Genomic DNA, 21214 nt, shown 5'->3' with positions numbered 1-21214 from the left:
ATAAAAGCAGTATGCCACATTTAAGCGTACACATGTAAGCTTAAATGTGATGTTTTTCATCCGGAAAATGTATCACGTTGTTTGATTCAAAAAATCAATCACTTGTTGTCCCGCGTCTTCTGGAGATAATTTAGTTGAAAGTACTAACTTTCGTTTTAACTCTCCATTTCCTAACATTGATGATAACAACCCTAAAACACCAGATTGATGCCTTCTATCTATTTCAAACCACAATTCTAGCTCATCACTTTTCCGGTGAGCTATAATTTCCAGCTCACGCCAGCGGCCATGATATGGTCCATCAAATGGCACAAATTCAAACTCCTGAACAAAAGGAAGTTCAAATCCTTTTACATACTCACATTCAACCTGACGAATTCGTAATCCTTCCGTTTCTAATGCCGTTAAAACACCATCAAGTAATGGATCAGGACGAACAGTAATAGGATCTTTATCTGTAGGGTCTAACCCTAGAGATACGTCTAACCCTGTTTGAACCCATACTTTTGCATCCCCAATCGTCACAGGAGTATTTAAAGGAAGATCGAGCTCTAATTCAAACTTTCGTTCTTGTTTTGGCTCTATCATAAAGGCATAAGGCAAACTCCAATCAGCTAGCACATAAGTTTGTTTTATGATTTGTGTTTGTGACCCATTTTGACGGTTACGTGTCACTTCTTTTTTATATTGGCAACATAACTTCAAGTCAATATTATCGATTTGTTGGGGTGAAGATCCACCAGTGACTTCAATCGTAATCTGCATTTTTTGCCCAGGAATTAATACTTCATGGTGAATGACCGTATCAACATTTGCAGATCCAATGCCTAATGACGCCAACGTTTTCTTAAAAAAAGACATTTTTACCTCCTAACTCATCCATGTTTTATACTGTTATTATTAACTAGATCGTAAAAATGCGTTGAGATGCATCTCGACTAATTGACAGTTTATGATACCCTTACTGGGTGTTTTTTAAACACATAATCCTGACTATTTATTTGGATTGCGAAAGCTAGAAACGAGTTCCATTTTGATGTAACTCATAAATAGTTAGGTCATTAATTTGGCCAAGGAAGTGCCTGGCTATAGAGATCGACAATGCGTCCTATGACTGTCAGGTTCTCACGCTCTGCTTCAACGCACAGCGTGGATCGTCGTCGCAGCCACTTTGTAAAAGTTGCTGTAACGAAAAAGAACGTCCCTGAAATGACTTTAATAGTTTCAGAAAAACCAGAAACTCTAAAAGAAATTTCATTCGCGGCATAATTAAAAAGCGTGACCTATTGGTTGCGCTTTTTTTTTCTGAAAACAACCGTTACATCCCACTTAACATCTTTTATAACTTAGATATACTAACCCTAATAATTATAGGGAGAATGCTCAATGAAATGCCACCGTGTTAATGAATTAATCGAATTAATCCATCCTGAATGGAAAAAAGAACCAGAACTAAATCTAATGCAGTTTATTATAAAGCTAGCAGAAGAAACTAGGTACGAAGGCAAACTTGAAGATCTAACTGATGATGTTCTTATTTATCATTTAAAAATGAGAAACAGTGAGAAAACAGAGATGATCCCAGGCCTTGCTAAAGACCAAGAAGATGATTTCAAAACCGCAATTTTAAGAGCTCGTGGACTGTTATAAGCCATAAAGACCTTAATACCAACTTCATACCCAAGTAATATTCAGAACTCGCGTCAACAATATTTACTTGGGTAGTTCAATAAATACATACGTTATCCTGCCACAAATAAAATACACTTTTTTAACTAAATTTGAACCTTCTTACGAATTCAACCTACTCATCAGGCTATAATTGAGCCGCAATGTCTTAATATCACCAACAAATAAGTGGTTACGCTCAATAAACCACGTTGGGATACCTCATAAAAATAATTAGGAAGAATAATGAGTCAGGATAAGATCGACATCAAAGATGTGACTCCAAAGCAGTTTAACCCCAAAACACATAAATCCAGCAGTGATCGCTTTAACCCAAATTCAGGTATTTACGTTCGACAAAGTAAAGGCACCTTCCAAAAATTACGTCGTTATGGCGGTTGGTTTTTATTAGCTCTTTTTGTTTTAACACCTTGGGTATCATTTGATGATCGCCAAGCTATTTTATTAGATATCGGCCACCAACAATTTAACTTTTTTGGTACTACGCTATTCCCTCAAGATCTCACCTTACTTGCTCTTCTTTTTGTTATTGCCGCCTTCGGACTCTTCTTTATTACCACCTTTTTAGGCCGAGTATGGTGTGGGTATCTTTGCCCTCAAACTGTTTGGACATTTATGTATATCTGGTTTGAGGAAAAATTAGAAGGCTCAGCCAATAAGCGACGCAAGCAAGATCAAATGCCTATGACCTCTAATTTATTGGTTAGAAAAATAATCAAACACATCGCATGGGTCGCTATAGCTATCGCTACAGGGCTCACATTCGTTGGTTATTTCGTTCCAGTAAAAGAGTTAGTCCTCGATTTTTTCACTTTCAGCAGTGACTTCTTACCCGCATTTTGGATTCTATTTTTTGCTGCCTGTACCTATGGAAACGCGGGTTGGATGCGATCTATCGTTTGTTTACATATGTGCCCTTATGCTCGATTCCAATCAGCAATGTTTGATAAAGATACCTACATCGTTGGTTACGACCCTAAACGAGGTGAGAGTCGAGGCCCAAGGTCTCGCAAGAAGGATCACAAAGAACTAGGCTTAGGCGATTGTATTGATTGCAACTTATGCGTCCAAGTCTGTCCTACAGGGATTGATATTCGTGATGGTCTTCAATACGAATGCATTAACTGTGGTGCTTGTATAGATGCATGTAATGAAACTATGGATAAAATGGGGTACGAAAAAGACCTTATTAGTTATACAACGGAGCATAAACTCGCCGGTAATAAAACTCATATAATGCGCCCAAAACTGATTGGTTATGGCTTGATCATGACATTAATGATGGGTTTGTTTTTTGCTCAAATAGCGACAGTAGACCCTATGGGGCTTGATGTATTACGAGATAGAAACCAGTTGTCCCGTATTAATAATGCTGGATTAGTGGAAAATACTTACACATTAAAAATCATTAATAAAACACAGCAGATACAACGTTATCAACTAACGGTCATTGGTCTAGAAGAGGTGACTTGGTATGGTTCAGAGAAGATAAGTGTCGAACCTGGAGAGGTATTTAGTTTGCCAATCAGTTTAGGGGTTAGCTCTGATAATTTAACAACAGCTATTACCACCATTATTTTTGAAATTAAAAATGATGACCAACAAGTGATAAAAGCAGAAAGCCGTTTCTTTAAACCGCTATAATCACACTATTATTGACTCAAAGGGCTCATAGTGAGTCCTTTTTATTTGAGAATGACCATGTCTGAACACGCCTTTAATTTCAGTACTCTTACCCCTGATATATTATGGAACGCTTTAGCTGATATTGGTGTTCGCGCTGAGTCTGGTTTTTTAGCTTTAAATAGCTACGAGAACAGAGTTTATCAATTTACTGATGAAGAAAAGCGTCGCTATGTCGTTAAGTTTTATCGCCCTCAACGTTGGTCTGAATTGCAAATATTAGAAGAGCACCTTTTTGCAAAACAACTAGTACAACAAGACATACCAATTGCCGCACCATTAGAAATAAATGGCAAAACACTCCATTTTGCTAACGGTTATTGGTTTGCATTATTTGATAGTTTAGGTGGACGCACATTTGAAGTGGATAATTTTGACCAACTTGAATGGGTAGGGCGATTCTTAGGCAGAATTCATAAAGTGGGAGAATCCGAATTATTCACTCACCGTCCAACACTTGGATTAGACGAATATCTATATCAACCTCGTAAATTATTAGAAAATAGCTCTTTTATTCCTTCATATTTAGAAAATAGCTTCTTCTCTGATCTTGATATGCTAATTAGTCGAATAGAAGATCATTGGCAACCAAGCAAAGCAATTCGCTTACATGGTGACTGTCACCCTAGTAATATCCTGTGGCGTGATGGTCCGCTGTTTGTTGATTTAGATGATGCGAGAAATGGTCCTGCCGCTCAAGATATTTGGATGCTATTAAATGGTGAACGACAAGATAAACTGGTTCAATTAGATATTCTGGTTGAGGCTTATTCTGAATATTGCGATTTTGACCACAACCAACTGAAACTAATAGAGCCTTTACGTGGTCTACGAATGGTACACTACATGGCATGGTTAGCTAAACGCTGGCAAGACCCGGCTTTTCCTGTTGCATTCCCATGGTTTGCCGACGCAAAATACTGGGAAGGTCAAGTTCTAAGTTTTAAAGAACAAATAGCGGCATTAAATGATGCCCCTTTAGAACTAATGCCACAGTGGTAATACCGCTAAAATAATAAAACAAACACAAATGGATTGGAGAAAGTTACACATGATGAAGAAAATGATGGCACTGTTTGGTGCTTTAGTACTAAGTTTTTCAGTTAATGCGGCAAATTTTACCGAAGGTGATTACTATAAAGTTCTAAACCTTCCTGAATCAAAAACACCAACTGTAAATGAATTTTTCTCTTTCTACTGCCCACACTGCAGCAGCTTTGAACCTCTAATTCAGGGATTAAAGAAAACACTGCCAGAAAATGCAACCTTTAAGAAAACTCACGTTTCTTTCATGGGTGGTAAAATGGGTTTATCAATGAGTAAAGCCTACGCAACAATGGTTTCTCTTGGCATTGAAGACAAAATGATTCCTGTTCTATTCAACCGTATTCATACAATGAACAAGCCACCACGTAACGATAAAGAACTTCGTCAAATCTTCCTAGATGAAGGTGTTAATGCTGATGAATTCGATGGGACTTACAATAGTTTTGCAATTAACTCTATGGTTAACCGTTTTGATAAAGCATTCCAAGACAGCGGTCTAACAGGGGTTCCTGCGGTTATCGTTAATAATAAATACCTTGTTGAAACAGCTAAAATTCAAAGCGCTGAAGAATACTACGAACTCGTTAACTGGTTACTTAAGAAATAATAAAACAGTCTAGTTTAAAAAAATAGATGCAAAAAGGGAGCGATAATTCGCTCCCTTTTTTATATTCCTAAATTCACTTTTTCAAAAGACCTTGCAGGTACTCATCTTTCTCTTTCCATAAATCATTTATCCACTTATGAAAGCTGCGTTTAAACGCTTTATCACCAAAGTAATCACCATTAACTCTTTCGTCATTTTCATGCAAGTTAATACGAACAACCACTTTAGTTAGTTTACCTTGAAGCATATCAATAAAAGGAGAGTCTTGATTGTTTGGGTATGCAAGAGTGACGTCCACAATACCATCAAATAATTCCCCCATAGCAGAAAGAGTAAATGCAACACCACCTATTTTTGGCTTAAATAGATGCTGATAAGGCGTACGAGCCTCTTTTAATTTTTCAGGTGTTGCACGTGTTCCTTCAACAAAGTTAACAACCGTTGTTGGTACCGCTCGAAAGTTTTCACACGATTTTTGAATCGCTTTAAAATCATCCTCACGGCGCTCAGGATCACGACGCATAAAAGGCATATCGGCTCCCCAGCACGCCAATCCCACAAAAGGGACATAAAGTAACTCATACTTCAAAAAGAATTTAGCCATTGGGATTTTATCTTTCATTACCGAAGACAAAATAACGATATCAGCCCAGCTAACGTGATTAGAAAGAAGCAAATACCAATTATCTTGGGATAATTCATCCCCACCATCAATAACCCACTCAATGTTGTTGTTCACATTCAACATCCAAAGGTTCAGCGTTGCCCATCCCCATAGTGTTTTATTTGCCATTGAAACAGTGATCTTTTTTATCACCGCAAAAGGGAGAATAAGCTTAATTACAGCAAAAAAACTGATAACCAAAGAGGTTAATGCCGTATTAAGCACAACAAGCAAAACACTGATAACCAGTCGAATATTAGCAAACATAGGATTCTTCATTTATTAGCAGGGTAGACATTAGTCATATCATAACAAGCCTCACTTTATTTTTGTAATCATCTTTATTTCTATCTAAATAAAAAGGCATTAAACAACTTGTGCGGACAGTTGTTTTAAAAGCCTATCCATTGCTCTATATCCCACCGCTTCAGCTAAATGAATTCTTTGGATGTGTTCTTCGCCAGCCAAATCAGCAATGGTTCTCGATACCTTAATAATACGATGATAAGCTCGGATAGAAAGACCAAGTTGATGAAGTGTATTTTCTAAAAATGCCGCATCTTCCTTTATTAATGGACAATATTTTTCAACCTCTCTACTACCTAATAATGCATTCACTTTATTACAACGTTCAAGCATTCTGGCACGAGCAACAAGAACTCTCGCCTTTACTTTCTCTGTAGATTCCCCTCTATCTCCTCCTTCTGTTAATGTTCCTTTAGGTAAGAGAGGTATCTCTAATGACATATCAAAACGGTCAAGTAATGGTCCTGAGATTCGATTAAGGTAACGAATAATTAATTGAGGATTAGTTCGCGTTTGATTCCCCTCATAATAGCCAGTAGGGCTGGGGTTTAATGCCCCTACTAATTGAAAACGTGCAGGGAATCGAGTCTTACTTGCTGCTCGAGAAATAACAATCTCTCCAGACTCTAATGGCTCTCTTAATGAGTCGAGTACTTTTCGCTCAAACTCAGGCATTTCATCTAAAAATAGAATGCCATTATGTGCTAATGATATTTCTCCCGGTCTAGGAATAGAACCACCACCAACCAACGCTGCCATAGAGCTGGAATGATGGGGAGAACGAAATGGGCGAGATCGCCAATTAGATTCATTAATATGTTGATGAGTAAGCGAAGCCACTGCGGCCGTTTCAAGTGCTTCATCATTAGTCATTTCAGGTAGTAAATCACTCATACGAGAAGCGAGCATCGTTTTACCTGTCCCAGGAGGTCCTAGGTACAATAAATTGTGTCCACCCGCCGCCGCTATTTCTAATGCTCTTTTTCCTTGTTGCTGGCCAATAATATCTTGTAGGTCACGTTCGAGGTACTTTACAGGCTCATCTATCACTGAAGATGTAAATAAACCAAGTTGTTGTTGCCCACATAAAAAAGCGCACACCGATAATAAATGAGGTGCAGATTTATGAATATCTTTACCCACCAGTGCCGCTTGATCCCCATTGTCATCAGGTACAATTAAACAACGGTTCGATTTTAGTGAAGCCAATGCTGCTGGTAATACTCCTTTAACTTTACGAAGCTCTCCAGACAAGGCTAGTTCACCGACAAATTCATGATCAGCTAACTTTTTTTCAGGGATCTGATCAGATGCTGCAAGAATTCCAAGAGCAATAGGGAGATCAAACCTCCCGCCTTCTTTGGGTAAATCAGCAGGCGCTAAATTTACCGTAATTCGTTTTGATGGAAATTCAAAGTTCGCATTAATTATCGCGCTTCTTACTCTGTCTTTTGCTTCTTTTACTGTGGTTTCTGGTAATCCAACCAAACTGAATCCCGGCATTCCATTACTAATATGCACTTCAACCGTGACTTCTGGAGCCTCTACACCTACGCATGCTCGACTATGTATGATAGCTAATCCCATTTTTTACCCAATTAGTTGTAAAGCGAGTATTTCGACGCTTTTTATTGATTTGTTATATATAAGCGCTAAATGAACGAGAATTGTGAATAAAATGAGAGTTTTTTCTTGTCATGGGAGCCATGTCTGTGTTACCACTAAGTTAATGTAACGAATTATCAAAAAAAATACGCTTACGGATAGATTAAATGACCTTTTTTGCTCAACTGAATATTCTAATTATTAACATTCTCGTGGTGATTCTGGTCACCGCGCGGGGATAAGTGAGCAAAAAGTAACAACAGCAACGCACACTTAAAACCCCCAAGCTTACAAGCAAGGGGGTTTTTTTATGGATTCAGGAAGAAATGGGAGCACATGATGTGCAAGAATAGAGAAGCAATCACTCACGCAGGGAGCGACAGTGTATGAATGGCTCACAGTTAGTAGTAAAAGCCTTAAGAGATGAAGGAATAAAAACAGTCTTTGGGTATCCGGGAGGCGCAATTATGCCTATCTATGACGCCCTATACGATGGTGGTGTAGAGCATATCCTCTGCCGTCATGAACAAGGTGCAGCCATGGCCGCCATTGGTATGGCTCGGTCAACGAAAGACGTTGCTGTTTGTTTAGCAACTTCCGGACCTGGAGCTACTAACCTTATTACTGGTCTTGCTGATGCAATGCTGGATTCCATTCCTCTTGTCGCCATCACAGGCCAAGTCGCCAGTCATTTAATAGGTACTGATGCCTTCCAAGAGATGGATGTGATTGGAATGTCCCTCTCTTGTACTAAACACAGCTACCTTGTTACCGACATCAATGAACTAGCCCCTGTAATTGCAGAAGCTTTTGAAGTAGCTAAAGCCGGTCGACCTGGCCCTGTGCTTATTGATATAGCTAAAGACGTACAAGTTGCTGAAGCACCAGTAACAACCCTCCCATATTTTGAACCACCAGCGATTCCTGTAGCCCCTCAAGAAAGTATTGAAGCCGCTGAAGCCATTCTAAAAAACAGCGTTAAACCTGTTCTATATGTCGGTGGTGGTGTGCAGCTTGCCCATGCTACGGATTCAGTTCGTGAGTTTTTACGTAATAACCCGATGCCATCAGTAAGTACACTCAAAGGTCTAGGTTCGATAGAAAGGCACGACCCACATTATTTAGGCATGGTAGGAATGCATGGAACAAAAGCCGCCAACCTTATCGTTCAAGAGTCAGATCTATTGATTGTGGTTGGCGCTCGTTTTGATGATCGTGTAACAGGAAAGCTAGAAAGTTTTGCACCACATGCCAAAGTCATTCATATCGATATTGATGCCGCCGAATTCAATAAACTTCGTCACGCTCACTCAACATTGCGCGGTGATATCAATGTTATTTTGCCTCAACTGAATGTAGATCAAGACCTAACTCCTTGGTTAAAACACGTATCATCGCTTCGTACTGAATTTAAGTGGTGCTACGATCATCCCGGAGACCTTATCTACGCCCCATTATTGCTTAAGCAATTATCAGATATGATGCCTGACAGCTCTATTGTTGCCACCGATGTTGGCCAACACCAAATGTGGGCTGCACAGCATATTCAGCCTCGCGCTCCAGAAAATTACCTCACCTCAGCAGGTCTTGGCACCATGGGTTTTGGCTTACCGGCTGCCATGGGCGCAAAAGTTGCTCGCCCAGATGATGAGGCTATTCTTATCACCGGAGATGGTTCGTTCATGATGAACGTTCAAGAACTAGGCACGCTAAAGCGCAAACAGATCCCCGTAAAAATGGTTTTATTAAACAACCAACGTTTAGGTATGGTACGCCAATGGCAATCCCTGTTTTTTGATGGACGACATAGCGAAACTATCTTAGACGACAACCCTGATTTTGTTGCATTAGCTGCCGCCTTTAATATTCCAGGAAAAACCATCACACGCAAAGAAGAAGTAGAGCCAGCACTAAAAGAGATGTTAGAAAGTAAAACCGCTTATATGTTGCACGTGCTTATTTCTGAAGAAGAAAATGTATGGCCGCTTGTTCCGCCAGGGGCTGCAAACCAAGACATGGTGGAGGGTGAATAATGCAACGTTATATTTTAGAAATTGAAGCAACTGATAAACCGGTATTATTAGAACGCGTATTGCGAGTGATCCGTCACCGTGGATTTGCAATCAAACAGGTACTTGCGACTCAAAACCAATCAAGTGGAATTGCTGCTATCGAAATTATTGTAGAAAGCGATCGTCCTATCAGCCTGCTTACGAATCAAATTGAAAAACTTTGGGATATTACCGCGGTTCATGTATCTACATTGAATCGCGCATAAGATAAAAATTTAAAGGATTAATGACATGCCTACATCACCTAAAAACAGATACCGTTCAGCCACCACAACTCATGGCCGTAACATGGCAGGAGCTCGCGCACTATGGCGTGCAACTGGCGTAAAAGAAGAAGATTTTGGTAAACCTATCATTGCCGTGGTTAACTCATTTACCCAATTTGTTCCGGGTCACGTTCATCTAAAAGACATGGGACAATTGGTTGCTGGTGAAATTGAAAAAGCAGGCGGTATCGCTAAAGAATTTAATACCATTGCAGTTGATGATGGCATTGCAATGGGTCACGGTGGCATGCTTTATTCTCTGCCATCACGTGAACTTATTGCTGATTCAGTTGAATACATGGTTAATGCGCACTGTGCTGATGCAATGGTATGTATCTCTAACTGTGACAAAATCACTCCAGGAATGATGATGGCAGCAATGCGTCTTAACATTCCAGTGATCTTTGTGTCTGGCGGCCCAATGGAAGCAGGTAAAACGAAGCTTTCAGATCAAATCATTAAACTTGATTTAGTTGATGCCATGATCCAAGGTGCTGATCCAACGGTTTCTGATGCACAAAGTGAGCAAATAGAACGTTCAGCGTGTCCAACTTGTGGTTCATGTTCTGGTATGTTTACCGCCAACTCAATGAACTGTTTAACCGAAGCATTAGGGTTATCTCAACCAGGTAACGGGTCAATGCTTGCTACTCACGCCGATCGTGAAGAACTATTTATCAATGCCGGCAAACGTATTGTTACTCTAACCAAACGTTATTACGAACAAGGCGATGATTCCGCTCTGCCACGCAATATTGCCAACAAAGCCGCATTTGAAAATGCAATGGCACTAGATATTGCGATGGGTGGTTCAAGTAATACGGTTCTTCACCTAATCGCATCCGCTCAAGAAGGCGAAATCGATTTTGATATGGATGATATTGATGAGATGTCTCGTCGAGTGCCTCATCTATGTAAAGTAGCCCCTTCAACACCTAAATATCACATGGAAGACGTTCACCGTGCAGGTGGAGTAATGGCTATCCTTGGCGAGTTAGATCGAGCAAACCTACTGAATAGTAATACCAATACCGTGCTTGGCTTAACGATGAAAGAGCAACTGGCTCAATACGACATTATGCAAACCGAAGATGAAGCGGTACTTAAATTTTTCCGTGCCGGTCCTGCAGGTATTCGAACCACTAAAGCGTTCTCACAAGATTGTCGTTGGGATCGTCTTGATGATGACCGTGAAAATGGCTGTATCCGAACAAAAGAGAATGCCTTTAGCCAAGAAGGTGGCCTAGCGGTTCTTTCTGGTAATATCGCGGTTGATGGTTGTATTGTAAAAACGGCGGGTGTTGACGAAGATAACCTTAAATTCCAAGGTCCAGCCATTGTATTTGAAAGCCAAGATACCGCAGTAGAAAGTATTTTAGCTGGCAAAGTAAAAGCAGGTAATGTGGTAGTTATTCGCTACGAAGGCCCTAAAGGCGGTCCGGGGATGCAAGAAATGTTGTACCCGACCACTTATCTAAAATCAATGGGACTTGGTAAAGCGTGTGCACTTCTAACTGATGGTCGTTTCTCTGGCGGTACATCAGGCCTGTCTATTGGTCACGTCTCACCAGAAGCAGCAAGTGGTGGCACAATAGGGCTCGTAAAAACAGGGGATATTATCACCATTGATATTCCAAGCCGCTCTATCACGCTTGATGTACCAGAAGCTGAATTAAGCGAGCGTCGAGCAGAACAAGATAAGTTAGGTTGGAAGCCTGTTAATCGTCAACGTGAAGTCTCTTTTGCACTAAAAGCCTATGCAATGATGGCGACGAGTGCAGATAAAGGTGCGGTGCGTGATAGATCTAAGTTAGAAGGGTAAATTTATGACAACACCTTCTTATCAAACTGGCGCAGAATACCTGCGTCAGATCTTACGGGCACCAGTCTATGATGTGGCGACAGTAACGCCGCTTCAAGACATGCCTCGTTTGTCTGAACGCATTCAAAACCGAGTTCAATTAAAACGAGAAGATCGTCAACCCGTTCACTCGTTTAAACTTCGCGGCGCTTACAATATGGTATCGAGCTTAACCGAAGAGCAACAGAAAGCAGGGGTTATCGCAGCCTCTGCCGGAAATCATGCGCAAGGAATGGCATTATCAGGCACTAAACTCGGAATTAAAACCACGATAGTTATGCCACGTACCACGCCTGATATAAAAGTAGAAGCGGTTAAAGGTTTTGGTGGCCAAGTCATCCTTCACGGCAGTAACTTTGATGAAGCCAAAGCCGAAGCAGAACGATTATCACAACTTCACGGTTATACGTTTGTTCCCCCATTTGACCATCCTTTAGTGATTGCTGGTCAGGGAACGATTGGAATGGAAATGCTGCAACAAAATGGGCATTTAGATTATATTTTTGTTCCGGTTGGTGGTGGTGGCTTAGCCGCAGGTGTTGCCGTTCTCATTAAGCAACTGATGCCTGAAATAAAAATTATCGCCGTAGAACCTGAAGATTCAGCTTGTTTAAAAGCTGCATTAGATGCCGGTGAGCCTGTAGTTCTCGATCAAGTGAGTATGTTTGCTGACGGTGTTGCCGTAAAGCGCATTGGTGATGAAACCTTCCGTTTATGCCAACAATATATTGATGGCCATGTTACCGTTTCTAGTGATGAGATTTGTGCAGCAGTCAAAGACATCTTTGAAGACACTCGAGCTATTGCTGAGCCATCAGGGGCACTCGCTTTAGCTGGATTAAAGAAATTCGCTGACCAGCATCAACTTAAAGACAAGCAACTAAGTACGGTGCTTTCAGGTGCAAATACTAATTTTCACGGGTTACGTTATGTATCAGAACGCTGTGAATTAGGCGAAAAACGAGAAGGGTTACTTGCCGTTACTATTCCAGAACGTCAGGGAGCATTCTTTGAGTTTTGCAACCTTATCGGCGGTCGAGCAGTGACTGAGTTTAACTATCGTTATAACGATGACAAACTAGCCAATATTTTTGTAGGTGTCCGACTTCTCGAGGGACAACAAGAGCTAGATAGTATAATCAGTGACTTACAACACGGTGATTATCCTGTAGTCGATCTCTCTGATAATGAAATGGCCAAACTTCATATTCGTTACATGATTGGGGGTAAACCATCAAAACCTCTGACAGAAAGATTGTATAGCTTTGAATTTCCAGAGTATCCCGGAGCACTCGTTAAATTTTTAAGCACTCTCGGTACCCATTGGAACATCAGCTTATTCAATTACCGTAATCACGGAGCCGATTATGGACGGGTCTTATGTGGTTTTGAATTGGATGACAGCGATCTTCTTAATTTTTCAAAGCATCTCAAAGAATTAGGTTATCAGTGGAAAGATGAAAGTAATAACCCTGCATATCAGTTCTTTTTATCTTAATAGCGTATGCCGTTTATAAGGCTAATTAGTTTTTAGCCTTATTTTCATTCATTTTTGAAATTATGCTATACAATCAGTTTAAAAATGCTATTATTTTTCTCGGCCTGTAAACAGACCTATTTATCTGTAATATTATGCTTTTGAAACCTTCGTTATACTGCTTTACCAGTTATGCTTGAAGCTTTTTATACATATGTTTTACCTCAAATAAATAATTCTTTATGGCTACAACTTCGCATTACGCGAATTATTTAATTAAAAAAATTAGGATATTATTATGTCTAAAACAACTGGTATCGTTAAGTGGTTTAACGAAGAGAAAGGTTTCGGCTTCATTACTCAAGATAACGGCGGCGCTGACGTATTCGTTCACTTCCGTGCTATCGCATCTGAAGGCTTCAAAACTCTGAAAGAAGGCCAAAAGGTTTCTTTCGAAGTAGAACAAGGCCAAAAAGGCCCACAAGCAGCTAACGTTGTTGGTGAGTAATTCGAACTTTCGAATTGAATTCTAAAAAATGCTGACTTCGGTCAGCATTTTTTTTATCTGTAATTTGAGCTGTACGATTAAAAGATCAAATTAGAGGCATAAAAAAAGAAGCCATAATAGCTTCTTTTTTATTATCAATAATATACGTGTAAATTATTTTTTAGTCGGACGTTGCCAATTCGCAATTCGACGCTCTTTCGCACGGCTAATGTAAAGTTCATTTTCACTAATGTCTTTAGTTACTGTTGAACCTGCACCGACTGTTGCACCATTAGCTATCGTAATTGGTGCGATAAGTTGACTGTCTGAGCCAACAAAAACATCATCGCCAATAACTGTTTTAAACTTATTTGCACCATCATAATTACAAGTAATTACACCAGCACCAACGTTCACTCGTTTACCAATCTCAGCATCACCAAGATAAGTAAGGTGGTTTGCTTTAGAACCTTCACCTAAGCGTACGTTTTTCACCTCAACAAAGTTACCTACGTGAGCGTCATTACACAGTTCGGCTCCTGGGCGTAAACGAGTAAATGGGCCAACGGTACAATCTTCACCAATGGTAGCACCTTCAATTACACTGTATGGGCGAACAATTGTATTGTCATCAATCTCACAATCTTTCAGCACACAACCAGCGCCAATAACAACATTATCACCCAAAGTTACATTACCTTCGATGATCACGTTTACGTCGATCTCAATATCCATACCACACTGCAATGATCCTCTTAGATCAAAACGGCTAGGATCGCGAAGCATAACACCTTGCTCTAATAATTTTTGTGCTTGTGCTAATTGAAATGCTCTTTCTAAACGCGCTAATTGTGCACGATCATTCACACCTTCAACTTCAATTGGGCTAACAGGGTGAACCGCTTCAACTGCACGACCTTCATCATGAGCTGCTGCAATGATATCTGTTAGATAATATTCACCTTGTGCATTTTCATTTTTAAGAGCAGATAACCAACGTTTTAAATCACCGCCCGTAGCAACCATTACACCCGTATTAATCTCTTTTATCAGCTTCTGTTCTTCTGTCGCGTCTTTTTGCTCTACAATCGCAATAACAGGGCCATTACGACGAATAATACGGCCATAACCCATAGGATTATCTAAAACAACGGTAAGTAAAGCGATGCCACCAGTAGGTTGAGCATCTAATAAATTCTCTACTGTCTCAGCACTAATTAGTGGAACATCACCATAAAGAATTAATACTTTTTCATCATCAGAAAATTCTGGTGATGCTTGATTAACCGCGTGACCGGTACCTAATTGCTCAGCTTGAAGAACCCACGTCACTCTTTCTTGACCTAACTCAGCTTGCATTTGATCACCACCGTGACCATAAACAAGATGAATATTTTTAGCTCCAAGACCTTCACATGTATCGATTACATGTTTAGCCATTGGTCTACCCGCTAAAGTATGAAGTACTTTAGGTTTATTTGAATACATGCGAGTGCCTTTACCCGCTGCCAGAATTACTGCACTGAAGTTCATAGAAAGCCTATTTTATTTTTATGCTGACTTAAATTGCCTAGCTCATTGATACAAAAATACTAAATCCATTATTTACTGCATTATTTTTATTAATAAATAACCAATGGGATTAATATTCGAACTAAATTATATGATAAAAGATACATTATAGGGTGAGATATTAGTAAGAATTACAACTTATATTAAAGAAAAGGCGACCATATAGGCCGCCTTCTTTCTAATGGTACTTGATTAACGCGAACGTTTTGTCAGTTCGATAACTCGAAGCTGTGCGATCGCTTTAGCCAAATCACCAGCCGCTTGAGCGAAGTTAATGTCGCCATGCTGATTACGGATATTCTCCTCAGCCTTGCGTTTAGCTTCTTCTGCCTTAGCTGCGTCTAGGTCAACTCCACGGATAGCAGCATCTGCAAGAACAGTTGCTGAACCAGGTTGAACCTCAACAATGCCACCAGAGACATAAATGTACTCTTCATGACCGTGCTGTTTAACAATACGCACCATACCAGGCGTGATAGCGGTCAGCAGCGGTGCGTGACCATGGAAAATACCAAGCTCACCCTCGCTACCGGTCACCTGCATCGTTTCTACTAGCCCTGAAAATAATTTCTTTTCAGCACTTACAACGTCCAGGTGAAAGGTCATTGCTGCCATATCGCCTCCTAATCAGCCTTATAGCTTCTTCGCATTCTCAAGCGCTTCTTCAATTTTACCGCAGTACATGAAGGCTTGCTCAGGAACGTCATCGTAATCACCAGCTAATAACCCTTTAAAGCCAGCTAATGTGTCTTTAAGTGGTACGTAAATACCTGGGTCGCCTGTGAATACTTCTGCTACGTGGTAAGGTTGAGTTAAGAACTTCTCAATCTTACGAGCACGAGATACAACTTGCTTATCTTCTTCAGATAGCTCGTCCATACCTAGGATAGCGATGATGTCTTTTAGCTCTTTATAGCGCTGTAATGTAGATTGTACATTACGTGCGATATCATAGTGCTCTTGACCAACAACAAGTGGATCAAGTTGACGAGATGTAGAATCTAACGGGTCAATCGCTGGGTATAAACCCATTGATGCGATATTACGGTTAAGTACAACTGTCGCATCTAAGTGAGCAAACGTTGTCGCAGGAGATGGATCCGTTAAGTCATCCGCAGGTACATATACCGCTTGAACTGAAGTGATAGAACCACTGCTAGTTGAAGTGATACGTTCCTGAAGAACCCCCATCTCTTCAGCAAGTGTAGGTTGGTAACCTACTGCTGATGGCATACGACCTAATAGAGCTGATACTTCAGTTCCCGCTAGTGTATAACGATAGATGTTATCAATGAACAATAGAACATCACGGCCTTCATCACGGAAGCGCTCAGCCATTGTTAGACCAGTCAAAGCAACACGTAGACGGTTACCTGGTGGCTCATTCATTTGACCGTAAACCATTGCTACTTTTGATTCTTCAGGATTCTCGATGTTTACAACACCAGCTTCCTGCATTTCAAAGTAGAAATCGTTACCTTCACGAGTACGCTCACCTACACCTGCAAACACAGATAGGCCAGAGTGTTGTAGTGCGATGTTGTTGATAAGTTCCATCATATTAACGGTCTTACCTACACCTGCACCACCAAATAGACCGATTTTACCACCCTTAGCGAATGGACAAATTAAGTCGATTACTTTAACACCTGTCTCTAGAAGAGATGTCGAGTTTGCCTGCTCTTCGTAGCTAGGCGCGGCACGGTGAATTGAATAATGCTCTTCAGCACCAATCTCGCCACACTCATCAATCGCGTCCCCAAGAACGTTCATGATACGACCTAATGTTTTAGTACCCACTGGAACTGTAATTGGCGCGCCAGTATTTTCTACTGTTAAGCCACGACGTAAACCATCTGAGCTACCCATTACGATTGCGCGAACAACGCCACCGCCAATTTGCTGTTGAACTTCAAGAACAAGACGTTCTTTTGCTTCAACAACATTCAGAGCATCGTATACACGAGGTACACTGCCTTGTGGGAACTCTACATCGACTACCGCACCGATGATCTGTACGATCTTACCTGTAGTCATCGTTAATCCTCTAAACTGTTTAAATACCTATGCTTAAACCGCTGATGCGCCTGAAACAATCTCAGAAAGCTCTTGTGTAATCGCCGATTGACGGGCTTTGTTATACACAAGTTGCAGTTCATCAATAATGTCACCAGCGTTATCAGTTGCCGCTTTCATCGCAATCATTCGCGCTACGTGTTCGCAGGCTAAATTCTCAACCACACCTTGATATACTTGTGATTCAACGTATCGAACCAGTAGTGCATCTAGTAATGGTTTAGGCTCGGGCTCATATATATAGTCCCAAGAGTGAGTGCGTTTCATTGCTTCATCTTCTGATTTAGGCAAAGGAAGTAATTGGTCAATTGTTGGCTTTTGTATCATTGTATTAATGAACTTATTGTTCACTACATACAAACGATCCAGTTGGCCTTCATCGTATTTCTTCAGCATCACACCAACGCTACCAATCAGTTCTTCAATACTAGGGCTATCGCCTAAGCCTGAATTCTGAGCAATAACATTACCGCCATAACTATTAAAGAATGCTGTTGCTTTAGAGCCGATAACGGCCAAATCAATTTCAACACCATCTTCAGACCATGTTTTCATTTCTGTCATGACTTTTTTAAACAAGTTAATGTTTAAGCCACCACACAAACCACGATCACTAGAAATAACAATGTAACCAACACGCTTAGCTTCACGTTCGTCAAGATACGGATGACGATACTCAAGGCTACCAAGCGCTAAATGACCGATTACTTTACGTATTGTGTCAGCATATGGACGAGACGCTGCCATCGACTCTTGCGAGCGACGCATTTTAGAAGCGGCTACCATTTCCATTGCTTTCGTGATCTTTTGAGTGCTTTTTACACTCCCGATCTTGTTACGAATCTCTTTCGCACCGGCCATCGTTACTCTCCGTTTTCGGGTGACCCATAACAGGCCACCAACGAATTACCAGGTCTGGGTTGCTTTGAAATCTTCAACCAGTTTCACGAACTGAGCTTCAATTTCTTTATTCCAAGCACCCGATGAGTCGATCTCTGTTGCTAGATCGGCAAATTGACCGTGAGCATACGACAGCAACGCTTCTTCGAAATCAGCAAGCTTAGAAAGCTCGATATCATTCAAGTAGCCTTTCTCAGCTGTAAAGATAACTAACGCTTGATCAAAAACAGACATTGGAGCGTACTGCTTTTGTTTCATAAGCTCAGTTACTTTCTCACCGTGATCAAGTTGCTTTTTAGTCGCGTCATCAAGATCAGATGAGAACTGAGCAAATGCTGCAAGTTCACGATACTGTGCAAGAGCAGTACGAATACCACCAGACAGTTTCTTAATGATCTTAGTTTGCGCAGCACCACCTACACGAGATACAGAGATACCTGGATCTACCGCAGGACGAACACCAGCAGTGAACAGTTCTGTTTGTAGGAAAATCTGACCATCAGTAATCGAGATTACATTGGTTGGTACGAATGCAGATACGTCACCAGCTTGAGTTTCGATGATAGGTAGAGCAGTTAAAGAACCTGTTTTACCTTTCACTTCACCATTAGTGAATTTCTCAACATACGCTTCGCTTACACGAGCAGCACGCTCTAGTAGACGGGAGTGTAAATAGAATACATCGCCAGGGAACGCTTCACGGCCCGGTGGACGTTTCAATAGTAGAGAAATCTGACGATAAGCTACTGCTTGCTTAGATAGATCATCATAAACAATCAGAGCATCTTCACCGCGGTCACGGAAGTATTCACCCATCGCACAACCTGAGTACGGTGCAAGATATTGCAGCGCAGCAGATTCAGAAGCAGAAGCAACAACAACGATAGTATTAGCTAACGCACCGTGCTCTTCTAATTTGCGTACTACGTTAGCAATTGTTGATGCCTTTTGGCCAATCGCAACATAGATAGAGTAAATACCAGAATTTTTCTGGTTAATGATCGCATCGATCGCCATTGCTGTTTTACCAGTCTGACGGTCACCGATGATTAGCTCACGCTGACCACGGCCGATTGGGATCATTGAATCGACTGATTTGTAACCAGTTTGTAATGGTTGGTCTACTGATTTACGATCGATTACACCAGGTGCAATCACTTCTACTGGAGAAGTTAATTTAGCATCAATAGGACCTTTACCATCAATAGGCTCACCAAGTGTGTTTACAACACGACCTAGCATCTCAGGGCCTACTGGTACCTCAAGGATACGACCAGTACTTGTTACCTTCATGCCTTCCTGTAGGTTGACATATGGTCCCATTACAACTGCACCCACTGAGTCACGCTCAAGGTTAAGTGCTAGCGCATAAAGGCCACCTGGTAATTCAATCATTTCGCCTTGCATAACATCTGCTAGGCCGTGTATACGAATAATACCGTCACTTACTGAAACGATAGTACCTTCATTACGAGCTTCACTTACAACGTTAAACTTTTCAATACGTTGCTTGATTAGATCGCTAATTTCCGTGGAATTAAGTTGCATGCTCCATTCCCCATCAAGACTGCAATGTTTCACTCAGACGGCTCAAACGGCTACGTACTGAGTTATCAATGACTAGGTCTCCGGCTCGAATTATGACCCCAGCTAACAGGGCCTCATCTACGCTACAATTCAGCTTCACTTTACGCTCTAAACGAGCTTCAAGTTTGGCACTAATGTCAGCTTTTTGCTGTTCTGTCAGTTCAATTGCTGAAGTAACTTCAGCATCAATTTCTTTTTCAAGCTCATGCTTTAAAAAGATAAATTGCTCTAACACACTAGGTAAAATCTTCAAACGACCATTTTCAGCCATTACATGAATTAGATTTTTTCCAAACTCGTTCAGTTGTTCACCACAAATTGAAATAAAGATTTCTGACAGTTTTTCAGATGCGATTGCACCATCTAGTAACTGAGCAAAATCTTCATTCTTTGTGACTTCTGAACAAAAAGTTAGCATTTGAACCCATTGGTTCAATTCGCCTTTTTCGACCGCAAAGTCAAAAGCTGCTTTCGCGTAGGGGCGTGCGATGGTTGTCATTGTTGACATATCTTTGCCCCTTTTACTTACAATTTCGCAGTGATGGTATCAAGAATATCTTTCTGCGCTTCTACATCAATAGAACGCTCTAAGATCTTCTCAGCCCCAATCACAGCCAGAGTTGCAACTTGTTTACGCAGTTCATCGCGAGTGCGTTTACGTTCAGATTCAAGTTCAGCTTCACCTTGTGTAAGAATCTTCTGACGTTCAGTCAGAGCTTCTTCACGAGCTTCTTCTAAAATTTGACCTTTGCGCTTATTCGCTTGTTCGATGATCTCAGTTGCAGCGCGTTTTGCTTCTTTCAGTTGATCAGAAGCATTGGCTTGTGCCAAATCAAGGTCTTTAGCTGCGCGTTCAGCGGCAGATAAGCCGTCAGCAATTTTCTTCTGACGTTCCTCGATCGCTTCCATGATTGGTGGCCATACATATTTCATGCAGAACCAAACAAACAGTGCGAAAGCAATTGCTTGACCAAGCAGAGTTGCGTTCATATTCACAACAGCTACCCCTCGTTAAGAATCAGCTACAAAAATTCAATTAGCAAATGGCTAGATTAGCCTGCTAGTTGACCAACAAATGGGTTAGCAAATGTGAATAGTAGCGCGATAACGATACCGATCATTGGAACCGCATCCAATAGACCAGCGATGATGAACATCTTAACTTGTAGCATTGGAGCCATTTCAGGTTGACGAGCTGCGCCTTCCAAAAACTTACCACCAAGAATAGCAAAACCAATTGCTGTACCAACAGCACAAAGACCAACAATAATAGCTACTGCGATAGCTGAAAAACTAAGAACGGTTTCCATTTATA

General features: G+C 40.9%; 21 protein-coding genes. 10 read left to right on the top strand and 11 right to left on the bottom strand.

What is annotated here, in order from left to right; genetic code table 11:
- Window positions 1-72: 72 nt before the first annotated feature.
- A complete protein-coding gene (locus A6E03_RS17445) occupies window positions 73-861 on the bottom strand; it encodes a sporulation protein (protein WP_065594576.1) in 789 nt (262 codons plus the stop codon).
- A gap of 249 nt (window positions 862-1110) precedes the next feature.
- On the opposite strand from A6E03_RS17445, the gene A6E03_RS20145 reads away from it, so the two are divergent.
- The 5 genes from A6E03_RS20145 to A6E03_RS17425 all read left to right on the top strand — a co-directional run bounded on the left by A6E03_RS20145 (window position 1111) and on the right by A6E03_RS17425 (window position 5026).
- Window positions 1111-1269, top strand: a complete 159-nt coding sequence (locus A6E03_RS20145; protein WP_176703502.1) for a hypothetical protein — start codon at window positions 1111-1113, stop codon at window positions 1267-1269.
- Window positions 1270-1386: 117 nt separating this feature from the next.
- The gene (locus A6E03_RS17440) at window positions 1387-1650 is read left to right on the top strand and encodes a YihD family protein (RefSeq protein ID WP_065594575.1); all 264 of its coding nucleotides are present in this window, start codon (window positions 1387-1389) and stop codon (window positions 1648-1650) included.
- Window positions 1651-1914: 264 nt separating this feature from the next.
- Entirely contained in the window at window positions 1915-3333 is a 1419-nt protein-coding gene (gene ccoG, locus A6E03_RS17435) for a cytochrome c oxidase accessory protein CcoG (protein WP_065601403.1), read from the top strand.
- A 57-nt stretch (window positions 3334-3390) separates the two neighbouring features.
- On the top strand, window positions 3391-4374 hold the full coding sequence (locus A6E03_RS17430; protein ID WP_065594573.1) for a serine/threonine protein kinase: 984 nt from the start codon (window positions 3391-3393) through the stop codon (window positions 4372-4374).
- Window positions 4375-4426: 52 nt separating this feature from the next.
- Window positions 4427-5026 carry a thiol:disulfide interchange protein DsbA/DsbL gene (locus A6E03_RS17425; protein ID WP_176703504.1) on the top strand — a complete coding sequence of 200 codons (600 nt, stop codon included), beginning with the start codon at window positions 4427-4429 and terminating at the stop codon, window positions 5024-5026.
- Window positions 5027-5099: 73 nt separating this feature from the next.
- Here the strand turns inward: A6E03_RS17425 and A6E03_RS17420 are convergent, their stop codons facing one another.
- Together A6E03_RS17420 and A6E03_RS17415 are read right to left on the bottom strand one after the other, a co-directional pair.
- Window positions 5100-5957 (bottom strand): acyltransferase, encoded by an 858-nt coding sequence (locus tag A6E03_RS17420; protein WP_176703503.1) that lies wholly within the window; start codon window positions 5955-5957, stop codon window positions 5100-5102.
- Between the two features lie 99 nt (window positions 5958-6056).
- Entirely contained in the window at window positions 6057-7583 is a 1527-nt protein-coding gene (locus A6E03_RS17415; RefSeq protein WP_065594570.1) for a YifB family Mg chelatase-like AAA ATPase, read from the bottom strand.
- Between the two features lie 404 nt (window positions 7584-7987).
- Here A6E03_RS17415 and ilvG point away from each other — a divergent pair, with 404 nt between their 5' ends.
- The 5 genes from ilvG (at window position 7988) to A6E03_RS17390 (ending at window position 13785) form a co-directional block, all read left to right on the top strand.
- The gene (gene ilvG / locus A6E03_RS17410; protein WP_065601402.1) at window positions 7988-9634 is read left to right on the top strand and encodes an acetolactate synthase 2 catalytic subunit; all 1647 of its coding nucleotides are present in this window, start codon (window positions 7988-7990) and stop codon (window positions 9632-9634) included.
- Window positions 9634-9879, top strand: a complete 246-nt coding sequence (gene ilvM, locus A6E03_RS17405) for an acetolactate synthase 2 small subunit (protein WP_065601401.1) — start codon at window positions 9634-9636, stop codon at window positions 9877-9879. The genes ilvG and ilvM overlap by 1 nt, the downstream gene beginning before the upstream one ends.
- 25 nt (window positions 9880-9904) lie before the next feature.
- A complete protein-coding gene (ilvD, locus tag A6E03_RS17400; protein WP_065601400.1) occupies window positions 9905-11761 on the top strand; it encodes a dihydroxy-acid dehydratase in 1857 nt (618 codons plus the stop codon).
- Between the two features lie 4 nt (window positions 11762-11765).
- Window positions 11766-13298, top strand: coding sequence for a threonine ammonia-lyase, biosynthetic (ilvA, locus tag A6E03_RS17395; protein ID WP_065601399.1), 1533 nt, complete (start codon window positions 11766-11768; stop codon window positions 13296-13298).
- 277 nt (window positions 13299-13575) lie between these two features.
- Window positions 13576-13785 carry a cold-shock protein gene (locus A6E03_RS17390; RefSeq protein ID WP_060993481.1) on the top strand — a complete coding sequence of 70 codons (210 nt, stop codon included), beginning with the start codon at window positions 13576-13578 and terminating at the stop codon, window positions 13783-13785.
- A 153-nt stretch (window positions 13786-13938) separates the two neighbouring features.
- On the opposite strand, the gene glmU is transcribed toward A6E03_RS17390, so the two are convergent.
- The 8 genes from glmU to atpE all read right to left on the bottom strand — a co-directional run bounded on the left by glmU (window position 13939) and on the right by atpE (window position 21209).
- Window positions 13939-15297 (bottom strand): bifunctional UDP-N-acetylglucosamine diphosphorylase/glucosamine-1-phosphate N-acetyltransferase GlmU, encoded by a 1359-nt coding sequence (gene glmU / locus A6E03_RS17385; RefSeq protein WP_065594565.1) that lies wholly within the window; start codon window positions 15295-15297, stop codon window positions 13939-13941.
- Between the two features lie 231 nt (window positions 15298-15528).
- Window positions 15529-15951: a F0F1 ATP synthase subunit epsilon gene (locus tag A6E03_RS17380; protein ID WP_065594564.1), complete on the bottom strand. Its 423-nt coding sequence runs from the start codon at window positions 15949-15951 to the stop codon at window positions 15529-15531.
- Window positions 15952-15969: 18 nt separating this feature from the next.
- A complete protein-coding gene (gene atpD / locus A6E03_RS17375; protein WP_065594563.1) occupies window positions 15970-17373 on the bottom strand; it encodes a F0F1 ATP synthase subunit beta in 1404 nt (467 codons plus the stop codon).
- Between the two features lie 33 nt (window positions 17374-17406).
- Window positions 17407-18273 carry a F0F1 ATP synthase subunit gamma gene (gene atpG, locus A6E03_RS17370; protein ID WP_065594562.1) on the bottom strand — a complete coding sequence of 289 codons (867 nt, stop codon included), beginning with the start codon at window positions 18271-18273 and terminating at the stop codon, window positions 17407-17409.
- 45 nt (window positions 18274-18318) lie between these two features.
- Complete coding sequence (atpA, locus tag A6E03_RS17365) at window positions 18319-19860, bottom strand: F0F1 ATP synthase subunit alpha (RefSeq protein WP_065594561.1); 1542 nt, start codon at window positions 19858-19860, stop codon at window positions 18319-18321.
- A 13-nt stretch (window positions 19861-19873) separates the two neighbouring features.
- On the bottom strand, window positions 19874-20407 hold the full coding sequence (gene atpH / locus A6E03_RS17360) for a F0F1 ATP synthase subunit delta (RefSeq protein WP_065601398.1): 534 nt from the start codon (window positions 20405-20407) through the stop codon (window positions 19874-19876).
- Window positions 20408-20424: 17 nt separating this feature from the next.
- Window positions 20425-20895 carry a F0F1 ATP synthase subunit B gene (atpF, locus tag A6E03_RS17355; protein ID WP_065594559.1) on the bottom strand — a complete coding sequence of 157 codons (471 nt, stop codon included), beginning with the start codon at window positions 20893-20895 and terminating at the stop codon, window positions 20425-20427.
- A 56-nt stretch (window positions 20896-20951) separates the two neighbouring features.
- Window positions 20952-21209, bottom strand: a complete 258-nt coding sequence (atpE, locus tag A6E03_RS17350; protein ID WP_004411110.1) for a F0F1 ATP synthase subunit C — start codon at window positions 21207-21209, stop codon at window positions 20952-20954.
- Window positions 21210-21214: the final 5 nt, after the last annotated feature.

Source organism: Aliivibrio sp. 1S128, from assembly GCF_001691065.1.
Classification (GTDB): domain Bacteria; phylum Pseudomonadota; class Gammaproteobacteria; order Enterobacterales; family Vibrionaceae; genus Aliivibrio.
Note: the sequence above shows the minus strand (reverse complement) of the source record. Positions and strands in the feature narration are given on the sequence as shown.